This is a genomic window from Acinetobacter sp. P1(2023), from assembly GCF_028367635.1.
In the GTDB taxonomy this organism is placed as follows: Bacteria; Pseudomonadota; Gammaproteobacteria; order Pseudomonadales; family Moraxellaceae; genus Acinetobacter; species Acinetobacter pittii_E.
The window spans coordinates 1-25,409 of record NZ_JAQNDD010000004.1 but is presented as its reverse complement, the minus strand read 5'-3'; the positions used below and the strand labels follow the sequence as shown (position 1 = coordinate 25,409).

The 25,409-nt window shown below is 36.0% G+C and carries 22 protein-coding genes and 1 pseudogene; 12 read left to right on the top strand and 11 right to left on the bottom strand.

The window, feature by feature from the left end; genetic code table 11:
- The first annotated feature begins 4 nt into the window (after positions 1-4).
- The 7 genes from pqqC (at position 5) to POD11_RS07120 (ending at position 5,339) form a co-directional block, all read left to right on the top strand.
- Positions 5-763 carry a pyrroloquinoline-quinone synthase PqqC gene (pqqC, locus tag POD11_RS07150; protein ID WP_239967718.1) on the top strand — a complete coding sequence of 253 codons (759 nt, stop codon included), beginning with the start codon at positions 5-7 and terminating at the stop codon, positions 761-763.
- Complete coding sequence (gene pqqD / locus POD11_RS07145) at positions 760-1,044, top strand: pyrroloquinoline quinone biosynthesis peptide chaperone PqqD (protein ID WP_239977341.1); 285 nt, start codon at positions 760-762, stop codon at positions 1,042-1,044. The genes pqqC and pqqD overlap by 4 nt, the downstream gene beginning before the upstream one ends.
- Positions 1,041-2,195 carry a pyrroloquinoline quinone biosynthesis protein PqqE gene (gene pqqE, locus POD11_RS07140; RefSeq protein WP_262456793.1) on the top strand — a complete coding sequence of 385 codons (1,155 nt, stop codon included), beginning with the start codon at positions 1,041-1,043 and terminating at the stop codon, positions 2,193-2,195. Before pqqD ends, pqqE begins: the two co-directional genes overlap by 4 nt.
- A gap of 18 nt (positions 2,196-2,213) precedes the next feature.
- Complete coding sequence (locus POD11_RS07135) at positions 2,214-3,266, top strand: dipeptidase (protein ID WP_262456792.1); 1,053 nt, start codon at positions 2,214-2,216, stop codon at positions 3,264-3,266.
- Between the two features lie 580 nt (positions 3,267-3,846).
- On the top strand, positions 3,847-4,023 hold the full coding sequence (locus POD11_RS07130; protein WP_224991887.1) for a hypothetical protein: 177 nt from the start codon (positions 3,847-3,849) through the stop codon (positions 4,021-4,023).
- Between the two features lie 249 nt (positions 4,024-4,272).
- The gene (locus tag POD11_RS07125) at positions 4,273-4,509 is read left to right on the top strand and encodes a hypothetical protein (protein ID WP_025470304.1); all 237 of its coding nucleotides are present in this window, start codon (positions 4,273-4,275) and stop codon (positions 4,507-4,509) included.
- 242 nt (positions 4,510-4,751) lie between these two features.
- Positions 4,752-5,339, top strand: a complete 588-nt coding sequence (locus POD11_RS07120; protein ID WP_016141041.1) for a hypothetical protein — start codon at positions 4,752-4,754, stop codon at positions 5,337-5,339.
- Positions 5,340-5,356: 17 nt separating this feature from the next.
- On the opposite strand, the gene POD11_RS07115 is transcribed toward POD11_RS07120, so the two are convergent.
- Positions 5,357-6,922 (bottom strand): phospholipase D family protein, encoded by a 1,566-nt coding sequence (locus tag POD11_RS07115; protein WP_262456791.1) that lies wholly within the window; start codon positions 6,920-6,922, stop codon positions 5,357-5,359.
- A 225-nt stretch (positions 6,923-7,147) separates the two neighbouring features.
- Between POD11_RS07115 and POD11_RS07110 the strand changes: the two genes are divergently transcribed.
- The 3 genes from POD11_RS07110 to POD11_RS07100 all read left to right on the top strand — a co-directional run bounded on the left by POD11_RS07110 (position 7,148) and on the right by POD11_RS07100 (position 9,423).
- Positions 7,148-7,582, top strand: a complete 435-nt coding sequence (locus POD11_RS07110) for a GFA family protein (RefSeq protein WP_262445616.1) — start codon at positions 7,148-7,150, stop codon at positions 7,580-7,582.
- A gap of 193 nt (positions 7,583-7,775) precedes the next feature.
- Positions 7,776-8,237 (top strand): hypothetical protein, encoded by a 462-nt coding sequence (locus POD11_RS07105; RefSeq protein ID WP_016141038.1) that lies wholly within the window; start codon positions 7,776-7,778, stop codon positions 8,235-8,237.
- Between the two features lie 877 nt (positions 8,238-9,114).
- Positions 9,115-9,423 (top strand): hypothetical protein, encoded by a 309-nt coding sequence (locus POD11_RS07100; protein WP_262456790.1) that lies wholly within the window; start codon positions 9,115-9,117, stop codon positions 9,421-9,423.
- Positions 9,424-9,428: 5 nt separating this feature from the next.
- On the opposite strand, the gene POD11_RS07095 is transcribed toward POD11_RS07100, so the two are convergent.
- A complete protein-coding gene (locus POD11_RS07095; RefSeq protein WP_262456789.1) occupies positions 9,429-10,586 on the bottom strand; it encodes a catalase family protein in 1,158 nt (385 codons plus the stop codon).
- A gap of 183 nt (positions 10,587-10,769) precedes the next feature.
- Here POD11_RS07095 and POD11_RS07090 point away from each other — a divergent pair, with 183 nt between their 5' ends.
- Entirely contained in the window at positions 10,770-12,641 is a 1,872-nt protein-coding gene (locus tag POD11_RS07090) for a non-contractile tail sheath protein (RefSeq protein WP_262456788.1), read from the top strand.
- A gap of 229 nt (positions 12,642-12,870) precedes the next feature.
- Entirely contained in the window at positions 12,871-13,980 is a 1,110-nt protein-coding gene (locus POD11_RS07085; protein WP_016141033.1) for an S-(hydroxymethyl)glutathione dehydrogenase/class III alcohol dehydrogenase, read from the top strand.
- A 56-nt stretch (positions 13,981-14,036) separates the two neighbouring features.
- Here the strand turns inward: POD11_RS07085 and POD11_RS07080 are convergent, their stop codons facing one another.
- The 9 genes and pseudogenes from POD11_RS07080 to pcaF all read right to left on the bottom strand — a co-directional run bounded on the left by POD11_RS07080 (position 14,037) and on the right by pcaF (position 25,117).
- On the bottom strand, positions 14,037-15,011 hold the full coding sequence (locus POD11_RS07080) for a DUF4882 domain-containing protein (protein ID WP_262456787.1): 975 nt from the start codon (positions 15,009-15,011) through the stop codon (positions 14,037-14,039).
- Between the two features lie 112 nt (positions 15,012-15,123).
- Positions 15,124-16,140, bottom strand: a complete 1,017-nt coding sequence (locus tag POD11_RS07075) for a fimbrial protein (protein ID WP_262456786.1) — start codon at positions 16,138-16,140, stop codon at positions 15,124-15,126.
- Positions 16,137-18,697 (bottom strand): annotated as a pseudogene (locus tag POD11_RS07070) (fimbria/pilus outer membrane usher protein). Before POD11_RS07070 ends, POD11_RS07075 begins: the two are co-directional and overlap by 4 nt.
- Positions 18,698-18,752: 55 nt before the next feature.
- Complete coding sequence (locus tag POD11_RS07065) at positions 18,753-19,487, bottom strand: fimbrial biogenesis chaperone (RefSeq protein WP_239967702.1); 735 nt, start codon at positions 19,485-19,487, stop codon at positions 18,753-18,755.
- Between the two features lie 88 nt (positions 19,488-19,575).
- Positions 19,576-20,109, bottom strand: a complete 534-nt coding sequence (locus POD11_RS07060; RefSeq protein ID WP_000731819.1) for a fimbrial protein — start codon at positions 20,107-20,109, stop codon at positions 19,576-19,578.
- Between the two features lie 497 nt (positions 20,110-20,606).
- Positions 20,607-20,897: a hypothetical protein gene (locus tag POD11_RS07055; protein ID WP_224991896.1), complete on the bottom strand. Its 291-nt coding sequence runs from the start codon at positions 20,895-20,897 to the stop codon at positions 20,607-20,609.
- Between the two features lie 1,375 nt (positions 20,898-22,272).
- A complete protein-coding gene (locus POD11_RS07050) occupies positions 22,273-22,827 on the bottom strand; it encodes a TetR/AcrR family transcriptional regulator (RefSeq protein ID WP_262456784.1) in 555 nt (184 codons plus the stop codon).
- Positions 22,828-23,605: 778 nt separating this feature from the next.
- A complete protein-coding gene (gene catC, locus POD11_RS07045; protein ID WP_271741295.1) occupies positions 23,606-23,890 on the bottom strand; it encodes a muconolactone Delta-isomerase in 285 nt (94 codons plus the stop codon).
- 18 nt (positions 23,891-23,908) lie between these two features.
- Positions 23,909-25,117, bottom strand: coding sequence for a 3-oxoadipyl-CoA thiolase (gene pcaF / locus POD11_RS07040; RefSeq protein ID WP_262456783.1), 1,209 nt, complete (start codon positions 25,115-25,117; stop codon positions 23,909-23,911).
- Positions 25,118-25,409 lie beyond the last annotated feature (292 nt).

Sequence of the window (25,409 nt, the reverse complement as noted above, 5' to 3'; positions counted from 1 at the left end):
AAACATGACTCAAACACCTGAAGCTTTAACGACCGAGCAATTCAAACAAGCCATTATCGAAAAAGGCCAGTATTATCATATCTATCATCCATTTCACGTGATGATGTATGAAGGTAAAGCCACCCAGCAACAAATTCAGGCTTGGGTTGCAAACCGATATTACTATCAAATTAATATACCGCTTAAAGATGCGGCCATTATGGCAAATTGCCCTGACCAACGAGTCCGTCAAGAATGGATTCAACGCATGATCGATCAAGATGGTGAATATCCTGATGGCGGTGGTCGAGAAGCATGGTTACGATTAGCCGAAGCTGTGGGCTTGAGTCGTGAACAAGTTATTTCTGAAGAACTCGTATTACCTGGTGTCCGTTTTGCAGTAGATGCCTATGTAAATTTCGCACGCCGTGCCTCATGGCGTGAGGCAGCAAGCAGCTCGTTAACTGAACTTTTTGCCCCACAAATTCACCAATCACGTCTTGATTCATGGCCGCAGCACTACCCATGGATTGATGATAAAGGCTATGAATATTTTCGTTCTCGTTTAAGTCAGGCGCGCCGTGATGTTGAACATGGTTTAACAATTACGCTTGATTCATTTACAACTTTTGAGCAACAAGAACGAATGCTTGAAATATTGCAGTTTAAGCTGGATATTTTATGGAGCATTTTAGATGCTTTAACTTTGGCATATGTTCACAATGAAGCACCGTATCACAGTGTGACAAGTAAACGGGTTTGGCACAAAGGACTATTTAAATGAATAAAGAGCAATTTGATTTAAACCTTGTGCCGACATGGCGACAAGGTTACCGTTTTCAGTTCGAGCCAGCTCAAAATGGTTTTGTGATTTTATATCCTGAAGGCATGATTAAGTTAAATGAAAGTGCAGGGGCAATCGGACAATATATTGATGGGCAGCAAAATGTTTCTGCAATTATTGCTCATTTAAAGCAAAAATTTGGTGATATTGCTGAAATTGATCAGGATGTAGTGGATTACATGCTAGTCGCAAAGCAACAACACTGGATTGATTTAGTATGACAGAAGGTGTTGGCCTACCTTTATGGTTATTAGCGGAACTCACGTATCGTTGTCCGCTACAATGCCCATATTGCTCAAATCCATTAGACTACGCTCAGCATAAAAATGAACTGACCACCCAAGAGTGGTTCGATGTTTTTGATCAAGCACGTCAGATGGGTGCTGTTCAACTTGGTTTTTCTGGCGGTGAACCGCTGGTACGTCAGGACTTAGAACAACTCGTTGCACATGCTCATCAACAAGGCTTTTATACCAACTTAATTACCTCGGGTATGGGCCTTACCGAACAACGCATTGCTGATTTAAAGCAAGCGGGTTTAGATCACATTCAAGTGAGCTTCCAAGCGAGTGACCCTGTGGTAAATGATGCCTTAGCAGGTTCAAAGCATGCTTTTGAACAAAAGTATGAAATGTGCCGACTAGTTAAGAAGTATGATTACCCAATGGTGCTTAACTTTGTTATTCATCGACATAACATTGACCAGATAGAACAAATCATTGAACTTTGCCTAGAACTTAATGCAGATACAGTTGAGTTAGCAATTTGTCAGTTTTACGGTTGGGCTTTTTTAAATCGCCAAGGTCTATTACCAACCCAAGAGCAACTGACCCGTGCAGAACGGATTACCAATGAATATCGAGAAAAATTAAAAGCGCAAAATCATCCTTGCAAATTCATTTTTGTAGTACCTGATTATTATGAAGAGCGACCAAAAGCCTGTATGAATGGTTGGGGTAAAATCTTCTTTACAGTTGCTCCAGACGGTATGGCGTTGCCTTGCCACGCAGCACGACAATTGCCGATTTCATTTCCAAACGTCCGCGAACATAAATTGTCAGATATCTGGTACAAATCAACGGGGTTTAATCATTTCCGTGGCGATGCATGGATGCCGGAAGGGTGCCGTAGTTGCCCAGATAAAGATCGTGATTTTGGTGGATGTCGTTGTCAGGCCTATATGCTGACTGGAGATGCGGCTAATGCCGATCCTGTATGTGGAAAATCGCCGTATCATCAAATGATTGAACAAGCACGCGCAGAAAGTCAGTTGGCTGCACCTCTACAACAGTTAGTTTTCCGTAATAGTCGAAACTCTAAGTCCTTAAGCGCCACACAAAATATTCCAGTCCACACGATTACAGACATATAGCAAGTAATAGGAATACTTATGAAGCCTAGCCATATTCCAGTTTTCGATGGGCACAATGATGCTTTAACACGTTTATGGCTAAGTGATCACCCAGATCCTGTACATGCTTTTATTCATGAACGCTTAGCGGGGCATCTTGATCTAAAACGCTGCCAGCAAGCAGGTTTTGTTGGTGGAATGTTTGCAATTTTTTTACCGCCATACAGCTATGTGCAGCAGCATCATCCTAATAAGCTATTTGATCAGAATGCTTCTGATTTTACACAACAGCAAATTGAACAAATTTGCTTGGAACAACTCGATTTAGCTCAGCAACTTGGTCACCGCTCTAAAAATATTAAAATTTGCACATCGGTTCAAAATATTCAGGATTGCTTAGTAGAGCAAAAGCTAGCAATTATGTTGCATATGGAAGGAGCTGAAGCTTTACAAGAAAATCCTGATTTACTCGATATATTTTATGAAAAAGGTCTGCGTAGTATTGGCCCACTGTGGAATAGACCTAGCCGTTTTGGGCATGGTTTAAATGCTAAGTTTCCTCACTCACCCGACACAGGAGCAGGTCTTACTGTCGATGGCAAAGATTTTATAAAACGCTGCGCCAATAAAAAAATGGTGATTGATGTTTCACACATGAATGAGAAAGCTTTTTGGAATACTGTAGATATATTGCAGCAGCCAATTGTAGCAACGCACTCTAATGCACATACTTTATGTCCTCAAGCACGTAATTTAACTGACCCACAGCTCAAAGCAATTCAGGAAAGTAAAGGTATGGTTGGGGTAAACTTCGATGTTGCTTTTTTACGGTCGGATGGGCAACGCAATGCGGATACATCCATAGATGTAATTTTGGAACATCTAGAATATTTAATGAATCATTTAGGCGAAGAACACGTAGGTTTTGGATCGGATTTTGACGGTGCACTTATTGGTACTGAACTTGAAGATGTAACTGGCCTACATCGTTTAATTGAAGGTATGCAACAGCGTGGTTACTCTAAAACGCTAATTGAAAATATATGTATGAATAATTGGATACGGGTACTTCATAGAATTTTTGGTCAATAATGAAATGAATGACTAAACAGAATTAATCTGTAAAATCATTCACTGTTTTTATTGGCCGAAATGACTAAAAAAAATACAAATAGTTTAATTGTCAACCATTCGATATATTCACTACACTTAACCTTACTGAATGTAAGAACATTTGGTATTTCAGGTCTTTTGTGGTTTTCACATCACCCATTTCTTCATGAGAAGTAGAAATGGGTTTTTTCTTATCTTAAGAAAATAAAGTGACATTCATCACAATAATTACCAATTATTAGTTAAATCCCTCAATCCCATCTTGACTAAAAGTTCAGCATTAAATACATTTGTATTGTATTTAAAGATAATAAGATTGCTTAAAGCAATTCATAATACTGCTTAATCCTGAAATACAGTAAAAAGCCTGTTCTTTTTTAGAATAGGCTTTTTGCTTTGTATCAAAATTTATTTTTTCAGAATATTTTACTATGCAATTAACATAAAAAATAAACACCTTACAAAAGCGGAGCAAATGAAAGCCTTTAAATAACAAATTTTGTGCTATTAATTTAAGCTAATTGCTCAAAAGTTACTCCGTTAATCAAAGAGGTGCAAAATGTTGAAATCAATTATAGTGTTGGGAACAGGTATTGCGATTGGCATGTGTATGTACAAGAAAAAGCAAAAGAACAGTAAGAGCTTTAACACAGATAGCGATACTGACACAATGATGAGTAAAGACACTGCTAAAAATAAAGACGATAGTTCGCTTGATAACGCAGTACAAGTTTAGAATTAAATAAAAAAGGGTTCAGTTAATGAACCCTTTATTTTGATTAAAATTAAAAATTTATTAGTAATATTTACTTTTCATAGTTTAACTTAAAAATAATCTTTAAATTAAATAATTACTCAACTATTCATATAATTATTGCGAAAATATGATTAAAACAAAAAAACACTTTCATTATTAAAATTTACATATTGTATCAGTGGAGTCTTTATTATGAGCGATGCGGATAATAAAAAAATGGAGACTAGTATGTCAAAGCGCCATATTTTAAAAGAAGTGAATGCTAAAAGTATGTGTGGAATGGAAATCGTTGTTGAACAAATTTATGAAAATATTTATGAAAAAAACTTTGTCCAAGCTGAACAAGAGCAGAATTGGTTACCACTTTCTAAAATTGTGATTTCGGATAAAGTCATCAATTTAGATCAAGATAATACTTTTGCTCATCCAAGAACAGGTAAAGTTTTTAAAGTCCTTAATTCTTAATCGTTTTTCTGTGAGAACATTTTTAATATTTCTAAGTGATTGAGGTGAAGTATAAATATGTTTCGCCTCAATACACTTACCTAAGAACAAAAATTATTTTTAAAATAAGTATTCTTCAACAATGCTTGCTTTTGTGACATCCTTTAACGCTTTAATGAAGGAAAATTGCATTTCATGACTCGTGATTAACTAGAAAATAGGTTAATTTGTTTATAAGACTTTCAAGTAACTACTGATTTTTTATGATAATTGAGATAGAAACACATCCACTTGAACCATTTTTACCTGAAAATGCTCGTTTACTCATGTTAGGCAGTTTTCCACCACCACGTAATAAATGGAAGATGGACTTTTACTATCCAAATTTCCAAAATGACATGTGGCGTATTTTCGGTCTGATCTTTTTCCAAGACAAAACTTACTTTTTAAGTGAAAGCCAAAAAAATTTTAATGAAGAACGTATTCGAAACTTCTTGATTGAAACTGGTATTGCAATCTTTGATACGGCTTACCAAATTAAAAGGTTGAAGGGGAACGCTGCAGATAAATTTCTTGAAATCGTAACGCCCACAGATCTTGCTGTTTTGCTTCAGCAGATTCCTTTATGTCAGACCATTATGACCACTGGCGATAAAGCGACTGATACCTTAATCTCTGTTTTACCCGAACACACTGAAAAACCTCTTATAGGAATGTCTACCTCGACTTACTTTGCGGGACGTAACATTAATTTATACCGTCTACCATCATCTTCTAGAGCCTATCCATTGGCACTAGAAAAGAAAGCAGAGGCTTATCGAAAATTCTTTAAAGAAATTGGGATTTTATAATTAAAGCTAAAACGCTTTTACATCATCCATTCAATTGGTAAATATGAAACTGCTTTAACCATGGTGCGTTGAAAAAGACTCGTATCTGGGTCTTTGTCATATTCAATAATTTTTCCATCCGACTGATAATCTAACCAAACGATCTTTCCTTCATTATTTAACTTAAGCTGGTAAGCGACTTGTGGTAAATGTTGATCAAGCATGACTGAAACTTGAGCTTGTAGTTGACTCGATTCAATAACAAGACCAACCTCAGTATTTAAATAAGTTGAACGTGGATCAAAATTAAATGAACCAATAAAAACTTTACCGTCTACGTCAAAAAATTTGGCATGTAAGCTCGATTTATTTTTACCTTTTGCAGGGATTACACTTCCAGTCACTACTTCATACCATGTCCTGCGTCTGCGTTCTAAAAATGGCTTGAACTCAAATAGCTCTACACCGCTTTTAAGCATCTCAATTCGATATTGACTATAAAAAGCATGCACAATCGCTACGTCATTTGCCGCAAAAGAGTTGGTTAAAACCCTAACTTTAACTCCTTGTACTTTTAGCTGTTTTAAATAATAAGTTCCTTGCTGAGTCGGCACAAAATAAGCAGAAGCTAATTCGATATGTTGTTTTGGTTCTCCCATAATCTCTATGACTTGCCCATAGAGCATCTCTTCCTTAGAGGCTAACCCTAAGATTTTTTTAGGTGAATCTGCAACAAAATATGCTTTTGACCATTGAATTGGATAATTTTGTAGAAGCTCTTTTAAATAAGTTTGTGCATCGGAAAGCTTATCTTCAGTTTGAGTATGGTTTTCACTTTCATGAAGTAGATCATGATAGTACTGTCTGAGTGATTGCAAGTGGTGGACAGCACATGTTCCTATGAGCTCGGTAGCATTTTGACTTAAATCACTTTGCCAAAAATCATTAAATACGTCTTGAGCATGCTGTACAGTATGTCCATAAAATAAAATATCTAGATCTGTAAATTGAAACTTACTACTTGCATCAAAATATTCACTGCTGATATTTCTACCGCCTGTTACAGCAATCATATCATCTGCAATAATTAACTTATTATGCATGCGATGGTTTACTTTTTTGAACCGAAAAATATAGTCCAAAATTCTTAAATATCTAAATTTATATGGGTTAAATAATCGAATTTCAAAGTTAGGGTGGTGCAGAAGACTCCGGAGAATGCCATCAAGCTTTATTCCGTTTTGATCATCGATGAGTAAACGGATTTTTACACCACGATCTGCCGCCGTTAGCAACTCATGCAGCATTAAGTTTCCAACAAAATCATTGGTCCAAATATAGTATTGTAAATCGATCTTTTCTTTTGCATTTCTAATGAGGTACATACGAGAAGCGATACTGATAAAGGCATCATCTAATGCGACAAAAGCAGTTAAACCTTGTTTAGTTTTTTCCGTAGCTTGCTCATCATTCAACCAATTAAAGCTATTCGTCACTGTATCATTCTCATCAGGGTCGTATGTACCGTTATACGAAGGTGTATTTGTAAAGCCCCAAGCATTTAATGCCATACGGCTATATTGCTGATACAATTGATTAATCATGTAAGCTTTTAAGTCGCATCCAAGATAAACCCATCACAGCATTTTTATATTCAATTTATATGTCAAAATTCATATTAAACGTTATAAATACACTCTGCCAAGTCTCAACTCTAGCAATTTCTTATATTTATAGGTAATTCTAAGAAAACATATCTATTTAAAAATATAAAGTTAAATTTAACCCTTTTTAAGCCTAATGCTATATTCAATATTATTTTAAAAAGGATACTCGAGATGAGCCATGTGGGTTCTTGTCTATGCAATGAAGTCAAATTTTCTATACGCAATGAAATAAACACGGTTTATCATTGCCACTGTAGTCTCTGCCGTAAACAAACCGGAACGGGATCAAACGCAGCAACTTTAGTAAGTAAGAATAGATTTGAATGGTTATCAGGTTTAGAACTTGTCCGCACCTATAAAAAAGAAACCGGCTTCACTTCTTCATTTTGCAGCAAATGCGGATCGCCAGTACCAAACTTAGTGGGCAGTACCGACTTTATGTGGATTCCATTAGGGTTGTTAGATCAAGATATTGTTGTGCTAAAGAAACTTAATTTTTGTATGGTTTCAAAAACCAATTGGGCAAACACAATAGCGGCTGATGAATCCTATAACCAACTTCCCACTTTAAATGAACTAAAAATACTTTTTGATTAAAGTAAATTCCTATCCAAAAATGAGACTTAGTTTGCATTAAATTTATTTTTTTCGGATGGTTATGCTTGCAAGTTTCACAAAAACACATTAATTACAATTGGCAGCACAACAATTACATTAGAAAACATGATATCTATCATACTTCCTTAAAAGGCTGAGTGAGTAGCTTAACAATAAAAGGGAGAAAATAGAGATGCCACAATATTTAATCATCGCTGAGAATGTATATAAAAAGATTGAGGACAAAAATTTATTTTCAGAAAGCTCGGCAGAAAACTTAAATCAACTAGTGGGTGCAATTCGTAATGAAATTAAAGGCACCAAATTTAAACTTAAATACAATTTTATCGATTTTGAGGAATGCCTAACTAAGCCTTTAGAGGAGTGTGCCATAAAGTTAGACATGAGCCTTATGCCGAAATATAAAAATAAAGATGAATATATACTTTGGCTCGCAGGTTTTATTGAAAGAATTACAACAGGAGGAGAGACAAAGCTTCCACCAATCTCAAAATTTATACCTCCTGACTTTAAATTTAATTATGACGAACTATCCAAAGTATCAACTTCTACTTCGACTCGAGATGATGGAGAGATGATTATCAATTATTTCAAATCAGATGATTTTACTAAAATTATAAAAGAAGAAAAATAAGTACATAAAAAATATAGAAGTGATCGTCCACTACACTTCTATATGTCGCTGTAAATTCAGCAACCGCCTACTGGGGCGGTTTTTTAATTTTGCTTGTCTTATTGCTAAAAAATATATTGTTATATCTTTTCACAAAAGTTTGCATAACGCACAGAAACAGACTCATTGGCCTAAAAACAGATACATCCTTCAATGTTAGTTTTAAATTTACTTAACTATCTTTTGGAGATAAGTATGTTTAAAGCTATGTTTTTCTTTGGCGCTGGTGCTGTTTTCGGTTATTGCTGTAAACACAAGGAGGATAAAGCTAAAGAGGAAAATTCATCAAAATAAGCTAAGTACATTGATAAAGAACTTACTGCTGAGTCGGTTTTTTATAAGGAGGTGTCTATGCTCCACAATCTTAGACAAATTTTCTGTATTCATGTCTGGGAATATGAATTTGATATTACTCATAATGAAATTAGAGAATGCAGGAAATGTGGAAAAATTCATAAAATGAAAATTTTCCAAAAACTTACTTAAGATTTTAAAAAGTATTTTTTAGTCTTAAGTAAATATTAAAAATTAAATAGGCTTAATAGATTAAATATATTGAGCCTATTTAATATAAATTTAAAATCCGAGTATTTTAGTCAATATTAAAATCCTACTAATTTAATCAGAATAAAAAAACAAACTAAATCACATTATTAAAATCCTACTAATTTAATCAGAATAAAAAAACAAACTAAATCACATTTTAAAACAATAAATAGTTATACTAGGCACAACTTGTGAATTAAAATTAAAAAACTAGAAACAATTTAATAAAAATTAAAAACTTATTTTTATAACTTTGAACTTATACTTATAAATAATTAATAAGGAGGTAGAAATGCCAAAATATTTACTTTTAGCAGAAAAAATTAATAAAAATATTAAAAATAAATATTCAAACCATCATCTAAAGAACTTAAACAATCTTATTCTAGAAATCAAAAAAGCTATTGCAGGTACAGAATTAAAATTTTTATATAACTTTGTGAATTTTGAAGGCACTGTAATTAGTGTTAAAAATGAATTACCCATTAGATTAGACATGAGCTTGATTCCAAGACATAAAAGTGAAGATGAGTTTATTTTATGGTTGGCAGATTTCATTGATCGTATCACTATAGATACAAGCAAGGGCATTAATGGATAATGTATTTAAGGTTCTTGTCTAAGTGCTGAATTCATATCATGCCGAACTCTGCTGATATTTTCATAAATGACTTTACGCATTCTATTTACTGCACCTAATGGTCTATGTTCTGGTAAGGCGTGCCACGGCGTAAAAGATAGATTTTCACAAAACTTATTTTGTTCAGCTGTATCAAAGTCTTGCTTTGGGATATGGATAGTTGCCACTTGATAAAAAGGAGCTAATTTCTCATCCCACTCTGTCATTGAATCTTCTACTAACATTTGGCTTGAGGTCCGTGGCTGAATAAGAAATTCCATACAAGCATCTGTACTTTGCAAAGTGTTCTTTAAAGCTTCTCTTAAATAATTATGGCTAGGATTTTTAGGTAGATTGTTTGGTGGCATTGAACAGGTACGAACTGAATATTTAACTGCTTTTCGATCATTACCCAGCCCTAGCTGATAGGGAACCATAGACCAATATCGTGCATATAATGGGTTTGCGATTTGCGAATTACGTGCTCCGAGTGCATTCATGGTTCCTTTAAAACCTAGGGCAATCGGAATATGAAGTTTTCTGATCATATTATGGCTATTCACATCATTCATAAAAGAAAGATATCGTTTAGCATCATTGGCAAAGAAAACCGGATGATTAATCATAATAAAATCTTGTGTGGTTGCTTGCTTTTCACTTTCTAAAATTTTTTGTCCAGATACACCCAATATTTTTATTGCGATACCACGTGCGTCTTTATTAATGTCCGCATTAGAGGCGTCATTTGAGGCATTTGAAAAGCGAATCCAGGCTTGATAAGTTCGCTCTGGAATAAACATCCCTTTGGCCAATTGAGTGGGTATATCTTTTGAGACATGGAATTCAGCTCGCACACATCCATGCGCTTTAGGATGTGCATCACGTAAAGCATTTCCAGCCCTATATTGTTCACGGATCGACTTTTCAATCACTTGGGCTATATTGTGGGCGATGAGTTCCTCATTCGGTTGTAACTTTTCTCCTAAAATCGGATCGATCTCTGGATAAGCAATATTCTCTGAAGAGGGCTTCACTGATAAGGGTGTCTGAGAGTGTAAAGTTTCACTGCAACCTGTTAATACAAATACAAGAGGAGTAAATACATACAAAACCTTAAAGTTTATAGGCTGTATAAAATTTGCCATTTATTATCTCCTCGTTACAAAAAATATTTTAGATAATATTAAGTTTTCTTATTTAAGACCATTTTGAACTTTATAAAAAATAATCACTGTAAATAAATTAAACTTCATTGTTACTTATCTGAACAATGCAATAAAAATTATTATTTAAGATAAAACCTCTTAATGCATTAAGAGAATGTAGACATGATAACTAATCGACAAAATGTGCAAAATAATTCTAATTCATCACCTCATCCAATCACTCAAAATACACTTATTGATCGGTTTAGTCCTATTTACTGGAGAATAGACGGTCCACAAACTATTTCTTTTGCCATTACAAATTATGGGAATGGATTTGAGGCATCTTTTAGATCACGTATGGCAAATGACTTGGTAGGAATTAGTTGGGATTCTTCTGATACTAAAGACCATAAATTTTTAGCGTATGAAACCAAGTATAGCTATGCCGGGGTGGTTTGGGATTTCGATATTGAACTATCGGCTTCTATGCCAGTGCTAAATAATCCAAGTTTAACGCCGACTTTAACGGTGTACTATAAAGATAATGGTGTAGATAAAATTGCATATATTGTTCTATTTAATTACGCAAATAACCCTTCATCGCGAACAGCACATATCCGTATTAACTGGGACACAGTAAAAGCAGGTTTTTCTGCTACAGATAGCTTTCCGGTAACCAATATTCAGCGAATTTCATTTTCGGGATTTACCAGTGACTACAATAGCCAATCCGCCACTCCTTTAAGCCAGCCAAAAGATGGCTACATTCGTGTGACCAATTCAGTTGTGACTGGAACAAGTGCAAAGTTAAATTTGAGTCGTGTAGTTGTCCCTCAGCACAATTATGGCATCTGTACAAGTTATGATGACCACTATGATTTAAACCCCCAGCGTCTGGTCAACAATATGGTGGCTTTGGGATATAAAGGTTTGGTGAACCATTATTGTGGAATGTCGCATTATCCTGAAATGACTTGGAAAACTGACATTAATAAATGGCAAATTCCAGATACGATGGTGACAGGCGAGGCGGTCGTTAACTCATGTACCCGTACATGGCATGAGAAATATGCTCAGGCTTTACATAACGCCAATATGCAACCCATCTTTGGGGTTAGCTTTGAAATGTATTCCTTGGGAGCCAATGAATATTGGGCACAGCGTGACTGGAATAATAACTTAGGTCGGACAGGTTATGAGCCACCTAGCTATTTCTTTAGTTTAAGCCATCAAAATGCTTTGGCATATCTACATAAAGTCTTTATTGAATTTGCTGATGCAATGGTTGCAGGGGGATGTGATGTAAACATGCAGATCGGTGAACCTTGGTGGTGGTATAACACGGGTACAAATCTACCTTGTGTATATGACTATCCAACTAAACTGGCATTTAATGCAGATACAGGTTTATATGCACCAGATCTAGGTACTATTTACGAAGCAATGAATAAAACAGGAACGCCGTATGATGAGTTTAAAACATGGCTTAGAAATAAATTAGGACAAACCTGTCAAAATATTCGTACCATTATCAAAGCAAAATATTCTAGTGCCAAAGTTAGCCCACTTATTTTCTTTCCTTCTATTCAATCTCCAATTCAGACATTAGCCACCTATATTAACTATCCAAGCCAACACTATTCATATCCTAATTTTGATTACATGATGACAGAAGCTTATGACTGGTTATTAGAAGCTCGCCTAGACTTGGCACATCAAGCAGTTTCTCAAATACCTATACAAGGGCTAGGCTATCCTGCCAATAAAGTTATTTATTTATCTGGATTTGTTCCTGATGAATCTATTGCTTATATCTATGGGTTCGACAAAAACAAACCTTATCGGACGCCAATTTGGCAGAGGATTTTTGGCGATATGAAAAATAACGTATCTCTTGGCCTAATGAAGCAGTTTATCTGGGCCTATCCACAAGTTATGTTTGATTCAATTACAGTTGACACTACTCAGGCTCCAAATGGCTTCTTTGTTGAAAATACGTTGTATTCGCCAATTAGCGATAACACACCATATCCACCAGATATTTACCTCTAAGTAAACATAAACCATTTATAAGATAATTAATTTGATATGAAACCTCTTCAAGTAAGAGGTTTTCTTCTTTTTTTAATGTAGGCTTGCTTAGAGGTACTTGACTGGCTATGCTGTGATGGATTGTCATGAAAGCCAATTTTAATTTAAGCAAAATTAAGCTCTTGTATTACTGTTACATAATCTATTTTGCTCGACTATAAATACCGAATGATTTAAAGGAAACCCAAAGATGAAATCTCGTGCAGCTGTCGCCTTTGCCCCAGGAAAACCTTTAGAAATTGTTGAAGTTGATGTTGCACCACCTCAAGCGGGTGAAGTTTTAATAAAAATTACCCATACAGGGGTATGTCATACCGATGCTTTTACATTATCTGGCGATGACCCAGAAGGTGTTTTTCCTGCAATTTTAGGTCATGAAGGCGCAGGTGTTGTAGTTGAAGTGGGTGAGGGCGTAACAAGCGTTCAACCAGGTGATCACGTGATTCCACTTTATACAGCTGAATGTAAAGAATGCTTATTCTGTAAATCCGGAAAAACTAACTTATGTGTTGCGGTACGTGCTACTCAAGGTAAAGGTGTAATGCCGGATGGAACCACACGTTTTTCTTATAATGGTGAGCCGATTTACCATTACATGGGTTGTTCAACCTTTAGTGAATATACAGTAGTTGCAGAAGTATCTTTAGCAAAAATCAATCCTGAAGCGAATCACGAACAAGTTTGTTTACTTGGATGTGGTGTAACGACCGGTATTGGCGCCGTGCATAACACAGCAAAAGTACAAGAAGGTGATTCGGTTGCCGTATTTGGTTTAGGCGGTATTGGTTTAGCTGTTGTACAAGGTGCGCGTCAAGCGAAAGCAGGACGCATTATTGTCGTAGATACAAACCCAGATAAGTTTGAACTTGCTAAGCAGTTTGGTGCTACAGATTTCTTAAATCCTAAAGATTACGATAAACCAATTCAACAAGTTATTGTAGAAATGACAGGCTGGGGCGTAGATCATTCATTTGAATGTATTGGTAACGTCAATGTTATGCGCTCGGCTTTAGAGTGTGCACATCGCGGTTGGGGACAATCAGTCATTATTGGTGTTGCTGGTGCAGGCCAAGAAATTTCGACTCGTCCATTCCAGCTAGTTACAGGTCGTAAGTGGTTAGGTACTGCGTTTGGTGGGGTAAAAGGGCGTTCACAACTTCCTAAAATGGTCGAAGATGCTATGAAAGGTGAAATTCAACTTGAGCCTTTTGTAACGCATACCATGCCTCTACAAGACATTAATACCGCTTTTGATTTAATGCATGAAGGCAAATCAATTCGCACTGTTATTCATTTCTAAATGAAATAAAAAAGGGCTGTGATTCAGCCCTTTTTTACAACTTATGGTTTTATATCTTAAATGGCATTACCGCACATGTCAGTTGTACCCTGAGGATAGCTAAATTGTAGCGCATTACGATCAGTAATGAGTTCATTAGACAACTCTTGTCCAAATAATTGTTCAGCATCTATTGATATACCACTTGAAACCGAAAAACGTATATTCTCTAGTGGAGCAGGCAAAGTAGATTTATATCCTTGATCAACTCCATTTATAATAAAGCCAACTTGCTTAGTGTTCTGATTAATATAAATACCTAATCTTTGATATCCATTTGAATTATTTGTCATGTTTTGACCTTTATAATATGGATTGTCAGGGCCGCTATTATCACTAATTCGGTAAGCTACAGAATAGCTTAATCTAGCAGGATTTTCACCAAAATCTGGATCATACCCCCCCATATCAAACCAAAAGCTGGATCTAACGGTATAACCATTATTTGTTACCCCCCTAAATCCAATGCCAGAGGAGTAGTAAGTAGAATTACCAAGTGATGAATTCCCAAGGGCTGATGTTGGAAGCTTAAGCTCCATTTCAAATGCAACAATACCTGTATGAGGTAATATGAAATCTCCAATGTCATTAGCCAAATTAAGACCAACTTTACTTAGAGCTACATAATTCAAATCGCCATATTCACTTTCTGACCTAGGCTCCACTTTAAAACCAAATTTTTGCCCATTTATGAATGGAAATACATCCCTAGGAAAATATTCAGGGTGTTCATTATTCCAAAGATCATAATCTTCTTGAGTCGCATCAAAATTGTATTGGCAGACTGGCGCAGAAGAATTAAGGGAGGTAGTTTGAGCCAAGAGGGTTTGAGACGCTAATTTTTCATTCTTTACAGATGATGAAATGTTTTTAGATTCTACTTTTTGATTAGATTCGCTACGCGGTGCTGTATTGGTATTATCAGAAGATACCTCATACATTGCCCAACATAATGTCACTGCGCTAACAGCAACTATACCTATTTTTTTCATAAATTTTCCTATCGAGTTAAGTAGTAAATTTTTAGAAAGTATTGATAAATTAAAATTTATTATTAATTTTTAAGCATTTGAAATTATTAGGTTTAAAAACTATTGAATATGATTAATCATATTCAATAGTTACAGTAGCCATAGCACGGACCTTACCAGGCGTAACATTTGCTGCAGTTTGATAGTAACGCGCTGTTAAAGGAACATCATATTGAATGGTTTGATTTGATTTCACAGTTCCCAGTTCTAGTTTATTACCTAGACCAATAACTTGATTCTTATTTTGATAATTCCATAAAAGTTGAACCCCAACACCATTTGCTTTAGTTGCATTTGGTTCAAGATTTTTTAAAACTTGGGTATTAGTGCCGTCTTGTTGATAATCAAAACTCAAGCTAATGAGGTTTTTCTCTTCATAACCTGTTGGGTTAATACCACCATTACAAAGAATATTTAGTTCGAAGGATTGGTCTCCTTGAGTTGAACCGACACCTTTAAATCCAGCTTTTGTAACTGTTGGTAGCTGTACCTGTTTATTAATAGCACCACGCCATTCACAAGAAGAGGAGGCAATAGTAATTGCATTAGCATTAACCGTACTGGTTAAAAAAGGTCGATCACTTCGGTTTCCGGCATAATAACTACTATAAACACCAGGGACTAAAGTTCCAGATCCAGTATTTTCAGCTGTTTTTACAATTTCTACAACAAAATAGCCTTCCGCAAGACGAAAGTTGGTTGATGGGACACGACGAGTATAAGGGTAATAACCAGAGAAATTTCCAGCATTAAATGCTTCTCGATAGAGTCGGATACCTATCCCTGGAATATTAGTTGAATAGATACTATCACCAAGTATGCTAAGTGGATAACTTTGTAATAACTTTGCCGTCAACATGTCCGAGGAGCTACATGTATATGTAGTATAAGGATCTGGTCTGATCTCAAAAAGTGATTTAACTAAAACTTTACCTACAGGGTCACTCGGTCGAACTACAACTCGTCCAACTTGCATTGCAACATCAATTGTTCTGAAACCTAGACTAGTCGTACATGCTGCTTTGGCCCCTGTATTAATACAAAAACCTAATACAACTAAAGCACCACTATTTAAGAGTAATTTTTTCATTTGCAGACAGCCTCAGTCATTACCATGCTTTGTTGCTTATTTTGCAACTGATTACTGATGTTGTACTCAACCGAACAACGTTCATTACTTTCATCCCCCCATTTCACATAGAGACGGTCTTGAGCAAGTGGGGTACGTAAGTAAATCATACTACCTTGTGCAACAATACCTACAGCTTCATCTTTTTGGTTAAAGACTTGAGCTGCAAATGGCAAACTGTTGCCATCAGCAGTTTTACTATTAATGTAGACTGCATAACCAGTTTTAGTCGCAAAATCCACTTTAGCAATTGCGCCAGCAAAAGGGGCAATACGTTGACTAGTTTCTTCAAGCTCTACTTGGCTAGACATTTCTTGTGGGTCAAGAGTAATGTCATTAAGGCGATAAGGCGTTACATACGAATAACCGCATAACCAGCCTTATTCACGCTTAAACCAACGGTATTATTAACTTTTGCTCCAGCTGCATCAGGTGCATGCACAAGTACCATGGTTTGGCCTTGCTCAGGTCCAAATAAAATACCATCTGAATGTGCAACCACACTACCACTTAAGCTAACCATTGCTTGTTGGTAAGAGTCAGCAATACTATAAGAACCACCAACAGTTGCATAGTTAGTACGGTAACGGCCATTTGCGTTAAATGATGGATTTGCATAGTCTTGATGCGACACAGAGGCGCCGTAACTAAAGCGATCACCCACCATTCCGCTGGCACCAACAGTACGGCTATCTTCAGAAGCTGTCACGTTAACGTTAACTGAATTTTTCTTAAAGTTAATCGGGAATGAAAGCGTCATTAAATATTCAGTATCATGTGACGCATCATTTGAACCATACTCAACCTTACGGTTAATTGCAGATAAACCATAAGTTAAACCATGGTAGTTATTGCTATAACCAATTTGGTACTGTTTAGTACTTTCGCTACGATTCCAATAATCAACCCATGAGCCAACCACATAGAAATTACCCCAACCTTCAGGAAGGCCTTGGTTTAAGGTAATTTGGAATTCACTGCGCTGATGGCCAGCAGCAGCATAGGTATTTACGCCTTTTTCTTCTAAATCGCGAATAAGCAGTGCATCACGTAATTTATAGAAGTTTTCTGTTGAGTAACGATAAGCTGCTAGTGTTAAGTTGGTGTTAGTTGGAGTAATTAACTTACTATAACTTAAACGGAAACTTTGCCCAGATTGTGAAGACTGTTTTTCAAAGTCAGCTTCTGAATGGGTAACATCTAACGCAACAGCGCCAATTGGTGTAGCAAAAGCAGCACCCAATAATACAGCAGCATAATTTTCTGTAGCTTGTATGCCCGTATAGCCTGTTAGGTAGTTGTTAATACCTTGTTGGTATTTACCTTGAATTACCCAAGGGTTAAGGTTGATATCCTGATCTCGGAACTGACCTACAGTTAAAGAATAACGGTTTACGCCTGGACGGAGCATCTGTACAACTGAAGCATATGGAACCGAAAATTTTTGTACTTGGCCATTTGCTTCAATAATAGAAACTTCAATTTCCCCACCGAAACCAGTAGGGTAAAGGTCATTAATCTCAAAGTTACCTGGTGCAACAGTTGTTTGATAGATAAGTTGGCCTTGTTGACGAACTTCAACCTTTGCATTGGTTTTTGCATTACCACGAATACGAGGGGCGTAGCCCAACATACTATTTGGTAGCATGCGGTCATCACTTGAGAAATCAATACCGCGATAACCGATAGAATCAAATACTTCGCCGTTGGTAAAACTATCACCCAGCGTTAAAACACCACGGTACTTAGGGAAGGCTCTTTGTAAGTATGTACTTGTTTCTTGATAGTCTGATTTAGATTGATTTTCAGCAGGTGTATCTTGCCACTGCCACTGGCCATTATGACGTAATTGCCAACCAGCAATATTTAAACCAGCTGTAACACCCATAAATGCGTTTGTTGTTTCGCTTCGGTCACCAGACTGATTAAATGTTTTATAGGCACTACCACTATAAGATAGAAAACCAGCATTAATACCACGATCCCATACACTTGGGTCAACATAGCCTTGCGCATTTTTTTGCAAAGCGACTTGCGGAATAGAAATATCTACACGTAAACGAGAGGTATCAAATTCATAAAATGCATTTTCAACCCACTCTTCAATTTTATAACAACTATTATTTTCTTTTTGAAGGGTAGTGTGCTTAGACAAAACGTCTTGTTTAACGCCGTACTCAAGCAAGTTCATTCCTGTAAAACAGGTTTCTGCATTTTTATTAGGGTCTAATGCTTTAAAGACCATACGACGTTTACCAAACCATTGACCATTTACATATACGTCAACGTTGTATTCGCCAGGTAAAACAGGGTTACCATATTTAAAACGAGAAATGTCAACTTTTTGGGCATCTCCAATTAAAAAAGCAGAATCAAATTCAGCCTCTACTGGAGCACTCGTAGTTGTTTCTTCAGCATGCACGAATACAGGCATTGTCATTGTGACAACACCAGAAGCCAAGTAGTAACAAATATGGCGTTTTAATAATTTATAAGATTCTTGCCTTTTTTTTGGCATAGCTAAGTCCGCCTACACATATAGGTGCTTAAATTTATTAAAAAGATAAATCTGATTACTGAAGTTTTATCGGATGCTCAACGCGACCACCGTAGTCATTGACGTTAATAAAACTCATATCTTGAAGGTTGCCATTCTTAAGCTGAACTGACGCTTCAGAAAAAGGCTTAATCATTAGCCCCTGAGGTAATAAATCAACTTTTTTATCACCTGCCTTTTGGTAAACAGAAGTCATAGTGATATGAAAAGGGGTAGGATTCTTTACCGTTAAGCTTTGACCAGATTTAACCCATTGAAGCTTATCTGTTGCTAAATTCGCATCTTCTTTAATCGATGAAGGACGATAGAAGAATTTAATTCGTGAACGAATTGCAAGCTGTAAGAAATTATCAGGTGTCGTATCTTCACTTTTTGAAGTAGGTCTTGGTGGAATATCCAAAATATTCAACCACAAAACCGTTTCTTGCTTCTGATTTAATTGAGACGCATTTGGCAAAGCGGTAATACGAAGAGTCTGACTTTTCGTTGCTTCAACACGAGAAATTGGAGGAGCAATCATAAAAGGAACTTTTGATTGGTCCGGTGTACTCTTTGGGTCACCTTCATCAATCCAAGCTTGGACAAGTGCTGGCTTTGAACCGTTATTGCTAACTTGTAGCGTAACTTCGCGAGCATCCGATGGATAGATTACACGGGTGCCATGAATTACAATTTCTGCTTGAGTAGCAGGTGCGACTACTGTCGAAGCAAATGCCAAACCTAACAAAAAATTATAACTGTTCAATTTCATTTTTCGAGTTCTCAACCAAGAAAGATTCAGGAAAGTGTTACACAAAACAGGGTTTCCATGCGGACACAGAAACCCCGCTATCAATTAATTATTGATAGATAATTGTGTATTGAACAGAAGTAGTTACTTTACCAGCAGTAGAAGCGCCAGTTGCATAGTATTCAGCATAGTAGTTAAGGTCAGCACTTGCGCCTTCAGCTACGTCAACCCATTGAGAGTTAGCTTGAGCACCGTTTGCACCCGCAGCAAGTACTGGGATGAAGTTGTTGTTGCTACCTAAAAGTTGAACGTTAACGTTTTTAGCACCAGTAGCGTCTTGGTTAAGTAAACGACCAGTATTAAAGTCAACAGTTGCGCCTGGTTCGAAGTAAGTAGCTACTTTACCTTGTGAACAGTTAGCTAAGTTGATTTGGAAAGGAGTACGACCAGCAACATCCCCAGCAACAGCTAAAGTTTGTTTAGAAACAGTTGGAAGAGTAACTGTGAAGTCTTTACCAGCAGGGGTAACGATGTCACAAGTTTTGTCTGTAACTAAACCATTAATTGTAATTGTACCATCAGCAGCTTGAGCATTCGCAATCCCTACAACCGAAAGAGCAGCGATCAAAGCAAGTTTTTTCATAGTGTTTTCTCAAAAGTCTGGATAAAAGTTTAATTCCTTACTTTTCCAGTGTTTGACATCTTGAAAAGTATGTAACAATGCTAAACACATTTCAAACAAAATGCAAACTAGATCACATTATTTTTTTATATTAATAATTTAGTCACAATATATTTTTAGAGTTAAAAAGCTACTAAAAACAGTTTATCTAGCTGTTTATAAATAATTTTTTTGTTTCATAAAAAAAGAAGCTAAAGAGATTTGCAGGTTACATAAAAACATGATGTAAATAGACAAAAAATTAAACCATTTATGTGAAAAATGAGCTTAAATTCTTAGAATACAATTATATAGAATAAATTGTGTATATGTATACAGAAAAAATATACAAATGGGCATTTTTTGATGAAAAAAGAGCAATTTGCCAATTAATCCATCAAAATTCGTGATGAACTCGTCAAATTGCTCTTTTGATTTAAACTTATGATTGAAATAAGCCCAAATACTTTAGTTATAGGTTAGTGATAATTGATAAGCACAACTTTGTGATTGGAACCTATGCTTTCAATGCTAGTATCCATTTTCTCAGTATGTTGAGCTAATTTAAAAAGACTATCTTTATTTAGATATTCACTATCAAGTTTAATATTTAAATTATTTACCTCTGTACATTCTATCTCACTATGTTCTCTTGAACACGTATCTTCAACAATATTTCCTCTTATCATTATTGTGTTATTTGCATAACAAAATAATGGGGAAGTGGAAAGCACCATCATAACTAGAAGTTTAAAAATATTATTTTTCATTTTATATGCCTATTTATAAAATAGTTTATATCTATTTGATACAATATTTTTTCTTTAAAAACAATTATTAATTTGAAGCCAATAAGAATTTATCAATTTTCACGTGATATAAATCACATTAATTATTTTAAATGATGGAATAGTTAAAATTTTTAAAATTATATTTGCAAATAAAAGATAAATCTCCTCTAAAAACCCAAAAAACCACATAAGCAATTGATATTAATTAAATTATTAAAAACACTAGAATAAAAATAGTTGAAATATAATATTGTAAAATAATTAATTGATATGTAATTTATATTTATTCACTTGCATGGTTTTTAAAATATACCCAATACACTTAAAGTGTGACTCATATCACTATTATTTAAATAAATATAAAATACATTAATATTCTTAATTTAACAGGATAAAAAATTACGAACAAAGTAGCTTTTGTTTTTATCTCAAGTATTAGGGTATATAGAAATAGTAAAATAAAATTTCATCATTTTAAGTAGGCTTGAACTATTTTTAAAAATTCAAACAATCCAAAAACTTTCAAATTAAATTGTGCTTCAGAAGCCCAAGCTGGAGAACAGCTGTAGAATATCCAAAACCGAGAGAAATCATTTTTTATTTAAATTTTTATAATTACTATTTGGATTAAGAAATTTTACTTTAGAGCTACAGAGCTACAGAGCTACAGAGCTACAGAGCTACAGAGCTACAGAGCTACAGAGCTACAGAGCTACAGAGCTACAAGGATATTTTTAAAGGAAAACTAAGCCAAGGGAAAGACTATATTATTGAATTATATAATTGTTCGTATAATGTATATTATGTTAAATAAAAGATTTGGAAACCTACCATATATAAGGCTTCACTCTCTATGTTGCTGCTACGCTGTTTTATTCTTTACTGCACTGAATTCTGAGCTTACTCACAACTACATCTGTTGCTCAAGCAACTTACTAAGTCGTAGCACTCTTAACAACTTAAATTGGCTGAAGAACCCTATTTCTAATCTTAGCCAGAGTAATTCTCTAGACAGCTTCCTGTGAGTTGTAATTACACTTTTATATTTACCCTAGTGAACTGCATATCACCTTTACGAGCTGTATTTTGTGGCTACTACTTGGCTGCTATATAGATTTCTTTTTCTAAATCACCTTTTAAAAATTTATATCTGGAAAATGGTATTTGGGGCTAAAACCAGAAAAACTTTTGGCCTGCCTAAGCTCTTGGTTAATATTTTAATTGCAATGTATCCTATTGAAATTTAATTAAAAATTATTTTAAAGAGCTATACATATTTAAAAAAACTTATATAATTTATGTGTACAGCTATTCTTTAGATTTCTATCACAACAACATATAACACTTCAAATACTCATACCAACTGCATTAAAAAATATTCAAGCAATCTCTCCCGCTCATCTGGTTTGTTTGGGTCTAAAAGCTGAACCATTGCTCCATCAATCACAAACAAAAACATGTGTGCATCTTGTTTTAAGGCATTTTCATTAGTTCTTAGCAGCAAACTATAAATTTCTTTAATCAACCAGTTTCGATAATCAATTACGACCTGATATGATTCTCGATGTGTTTTCGCAATCTCAAATATGGCTTTAAACAACAAATGGTAAAGCCCATCTAAGTCTGCATGCAGAAAGTAAATCTTGCGAAGCTTTTCAACAAACGATAAGTCTTCCTGAACATAAATAATCGAAATAACTTCCTGTTTAAGACCATCTTTCTGAAAAGTCAGACACATTTTAATAAGACGTTCTTTTGAGTGAAAATAGTTATAAAACGTGGCTTTTGGGATTTTTGCCGACTCTATAATTCGGTCTACGCCAACATTATGAAAGCCAAAGTTATTAAAAAGATAGCGTGAGGTATGTAATACACTAAAAGCACGTAGTGGAAGATCTGAATGTGGCATAGTTTTACCGTTATAAAAAAATTATTGTTGTATATAAATGAGATATAAAAAACCGCTGCCTTTTTGGGAGAGAAAAAAAAGACATAGCAAAGCCATAAAGACTGTGCCTAGCACATCTCAAGTTTTAATTGTTGATGGAAATTTTAAGTAATAACGAGCTAAAGCCTGAAAAAGCCTTACGGCAATCAAGCTGCTTTAAAATGATTTTAAATTGTGTCGATATATATTTTGACAGTGACTGCCAATAAATGATGAATGTGCAAAGCCAACTCCTTATATATGGAGTTCTGCCAAAACATTATAAATTATGGTGGCAGAACGAAAGAGGGTTGACAGACTAGCATGAACTTAAACTAGCACACCCGAAGGTGTCCCTCTCCCGTCCTACCGCTACGGGAGGGAACGAGTGGTTCACCACACAAGGTTATTCCTCAGAAGGAATAACTCTGATGCGGAAGTTCATGAGCAGTCTGTCAAAACTGCCTGGCAATGTGGCCAGCAGGCAAATGGTAATTCCCAACCTTCTTGCAGTCAAGCACACAAAATGACATTTGTTTTAAAATAGATCATTAAAAAGTAAGGATAAATAATTAAAATTTATTGTGAAAGTGAGATATATAAAAATGCATACTAGCTGGGAATTATTTAATTAATTATTGGTTTAAGTTGCATGAGGTATTTTAAATAAATATTCTCTAAAGTAATACTGAATACTCCTTATAAAAAATCCGTTTATTAACACAATAAACGGATTTTTTAATCAATACGGTTATTTCTATTAAAAATCACCTTCTCTCACTGAAGATGGATGCCTATTTAAAGCGATTACTTCAATTTTCATGTAAGGATAAAGTGGTAAGCCTTGCAATAAGTTATGCAGCTCTTCATTACTTTCAACATCAAAAATGCTAATGTTTGCGTACTGCCCTGTTATTCTCCATAAATGGCGACACTTACCTTGTCTTTGAATTTCTTGTGAATAAGCACGTTCTCTTGCTTTGATATCTTCAATTTCCTGCTCAGATAAATGGCTAGGTAAAATCACATCTTTTCGTACGTAAATAGCATTAGTTCTTTCCCTTTAAATAACACGTTCAATAATCAATGCAATGCCTTGGCCCACACCAATACACATTGAACACAAGGCGTAACGACCACCTGTCTCTTCAAGCTGGTTTAAGGCTGTGGTCACGAGGCGTGCACCTGAAGCACCAAGTGGGTGGCCCAATGCAATTGCACCACCGTTTGGATTTACTTTATTGCTATCGTCTGGTAAACCTAAATCACGGGTCACTGCCAAAGCCTGTGCAGCAAAGGCTTCATTCAGTTCAATTACATCCATCTGATCTAAAGTCAGGTTGGCTTGTTTAAGTAGTTTTTTAATGGCTGGTGCCGGAGCAAAACCCATAATGCGCGGTTCTACACCCACCGCTGTTGAAGCAATGATCTTGGCACGTGGTTTGAGGTTATAAGCTTGAACAGCTTCATCAGAAGCAATCAGTAGAGCTGCTGCACCATCATTAATGCCTGAAGCATTACCTGCAGTGACGGTGCCGTCTGCTTTGACAACCGGTTTAAGTTTGCTTAAAGCTTCAAGTGTGGTTGATGCACGTGGGTGTTCATCCGTATCAATCACCACAGCATCACCCTTACGCTGAGGGATTTCAACTACCACGATTTCGTTAGAAAAAAAGCCTTTGGCTTGCGCGCTTGCGGTGCGTTGTTGGCTCACTAAGGCAAACTGGTCCTGATCTGCACGATTGACGTTAAACTGTTCAGCCACGTTTTCGGCAGTCTGGGGCATGGTGTCTACACCATACAATTCTTTAAGTTTAGGGTTAATGAAACGCCAGCCCATGGTGGTGTCTTCGATCTTCTGGCTACGACCAAAAGCACTGTCTGACTTACCCATTACATAAGGTGCACGGCTCATGCTTTCCACACCACCTGCAATCACCAAGTTCGCTTCACCTGCCTTAATGGCACGGGCAGCAATGGCAATGGCATCGAGTGAAGAACCACACAAACGATTAATAGTCGTTGCAGGCACCTGATACGGTAAACCTGCAAGGAGAGCTGACATACGGCCAACGTTACGGTTATCTTCACCGGCTTGGTTGGCACAGCCGTAGATCACATCATCGACCTGTTCCCAATCTACATTTGGGTTACGCTGCATGAGGGCTTTAATCGGCACAGCGCCAAGGTCATCGGCACGGACAGGTGCAAGGCCACCGGCATAACGGCCGAATGGGGTACGGATGGCATCGATGATATAAGCGTTTTTCATTCTAACTTTCGTCCTTTACTTCAGGCTTTTTAGCCGTTCTCCGTAAGTATTTCGCGGTGGCGACATGGATGTCGCCTCGTTGCTCAGCACAACAAGGAGGTTGTGTCTGAGTAACAAAGGTTTTTGGTTACTTTTTTAAAAAAGTGACACGAATTAGCTCGTGGCATCTGGCTTAAACAGATAAGACTCCGTTGTGATGATTTATAAATTTTCATATCAACGAATAACATCACGGCTGTAATTTACTGTGATATTCATAGATCTGTTGTATAAGCGTTACCTTACTTTTGAG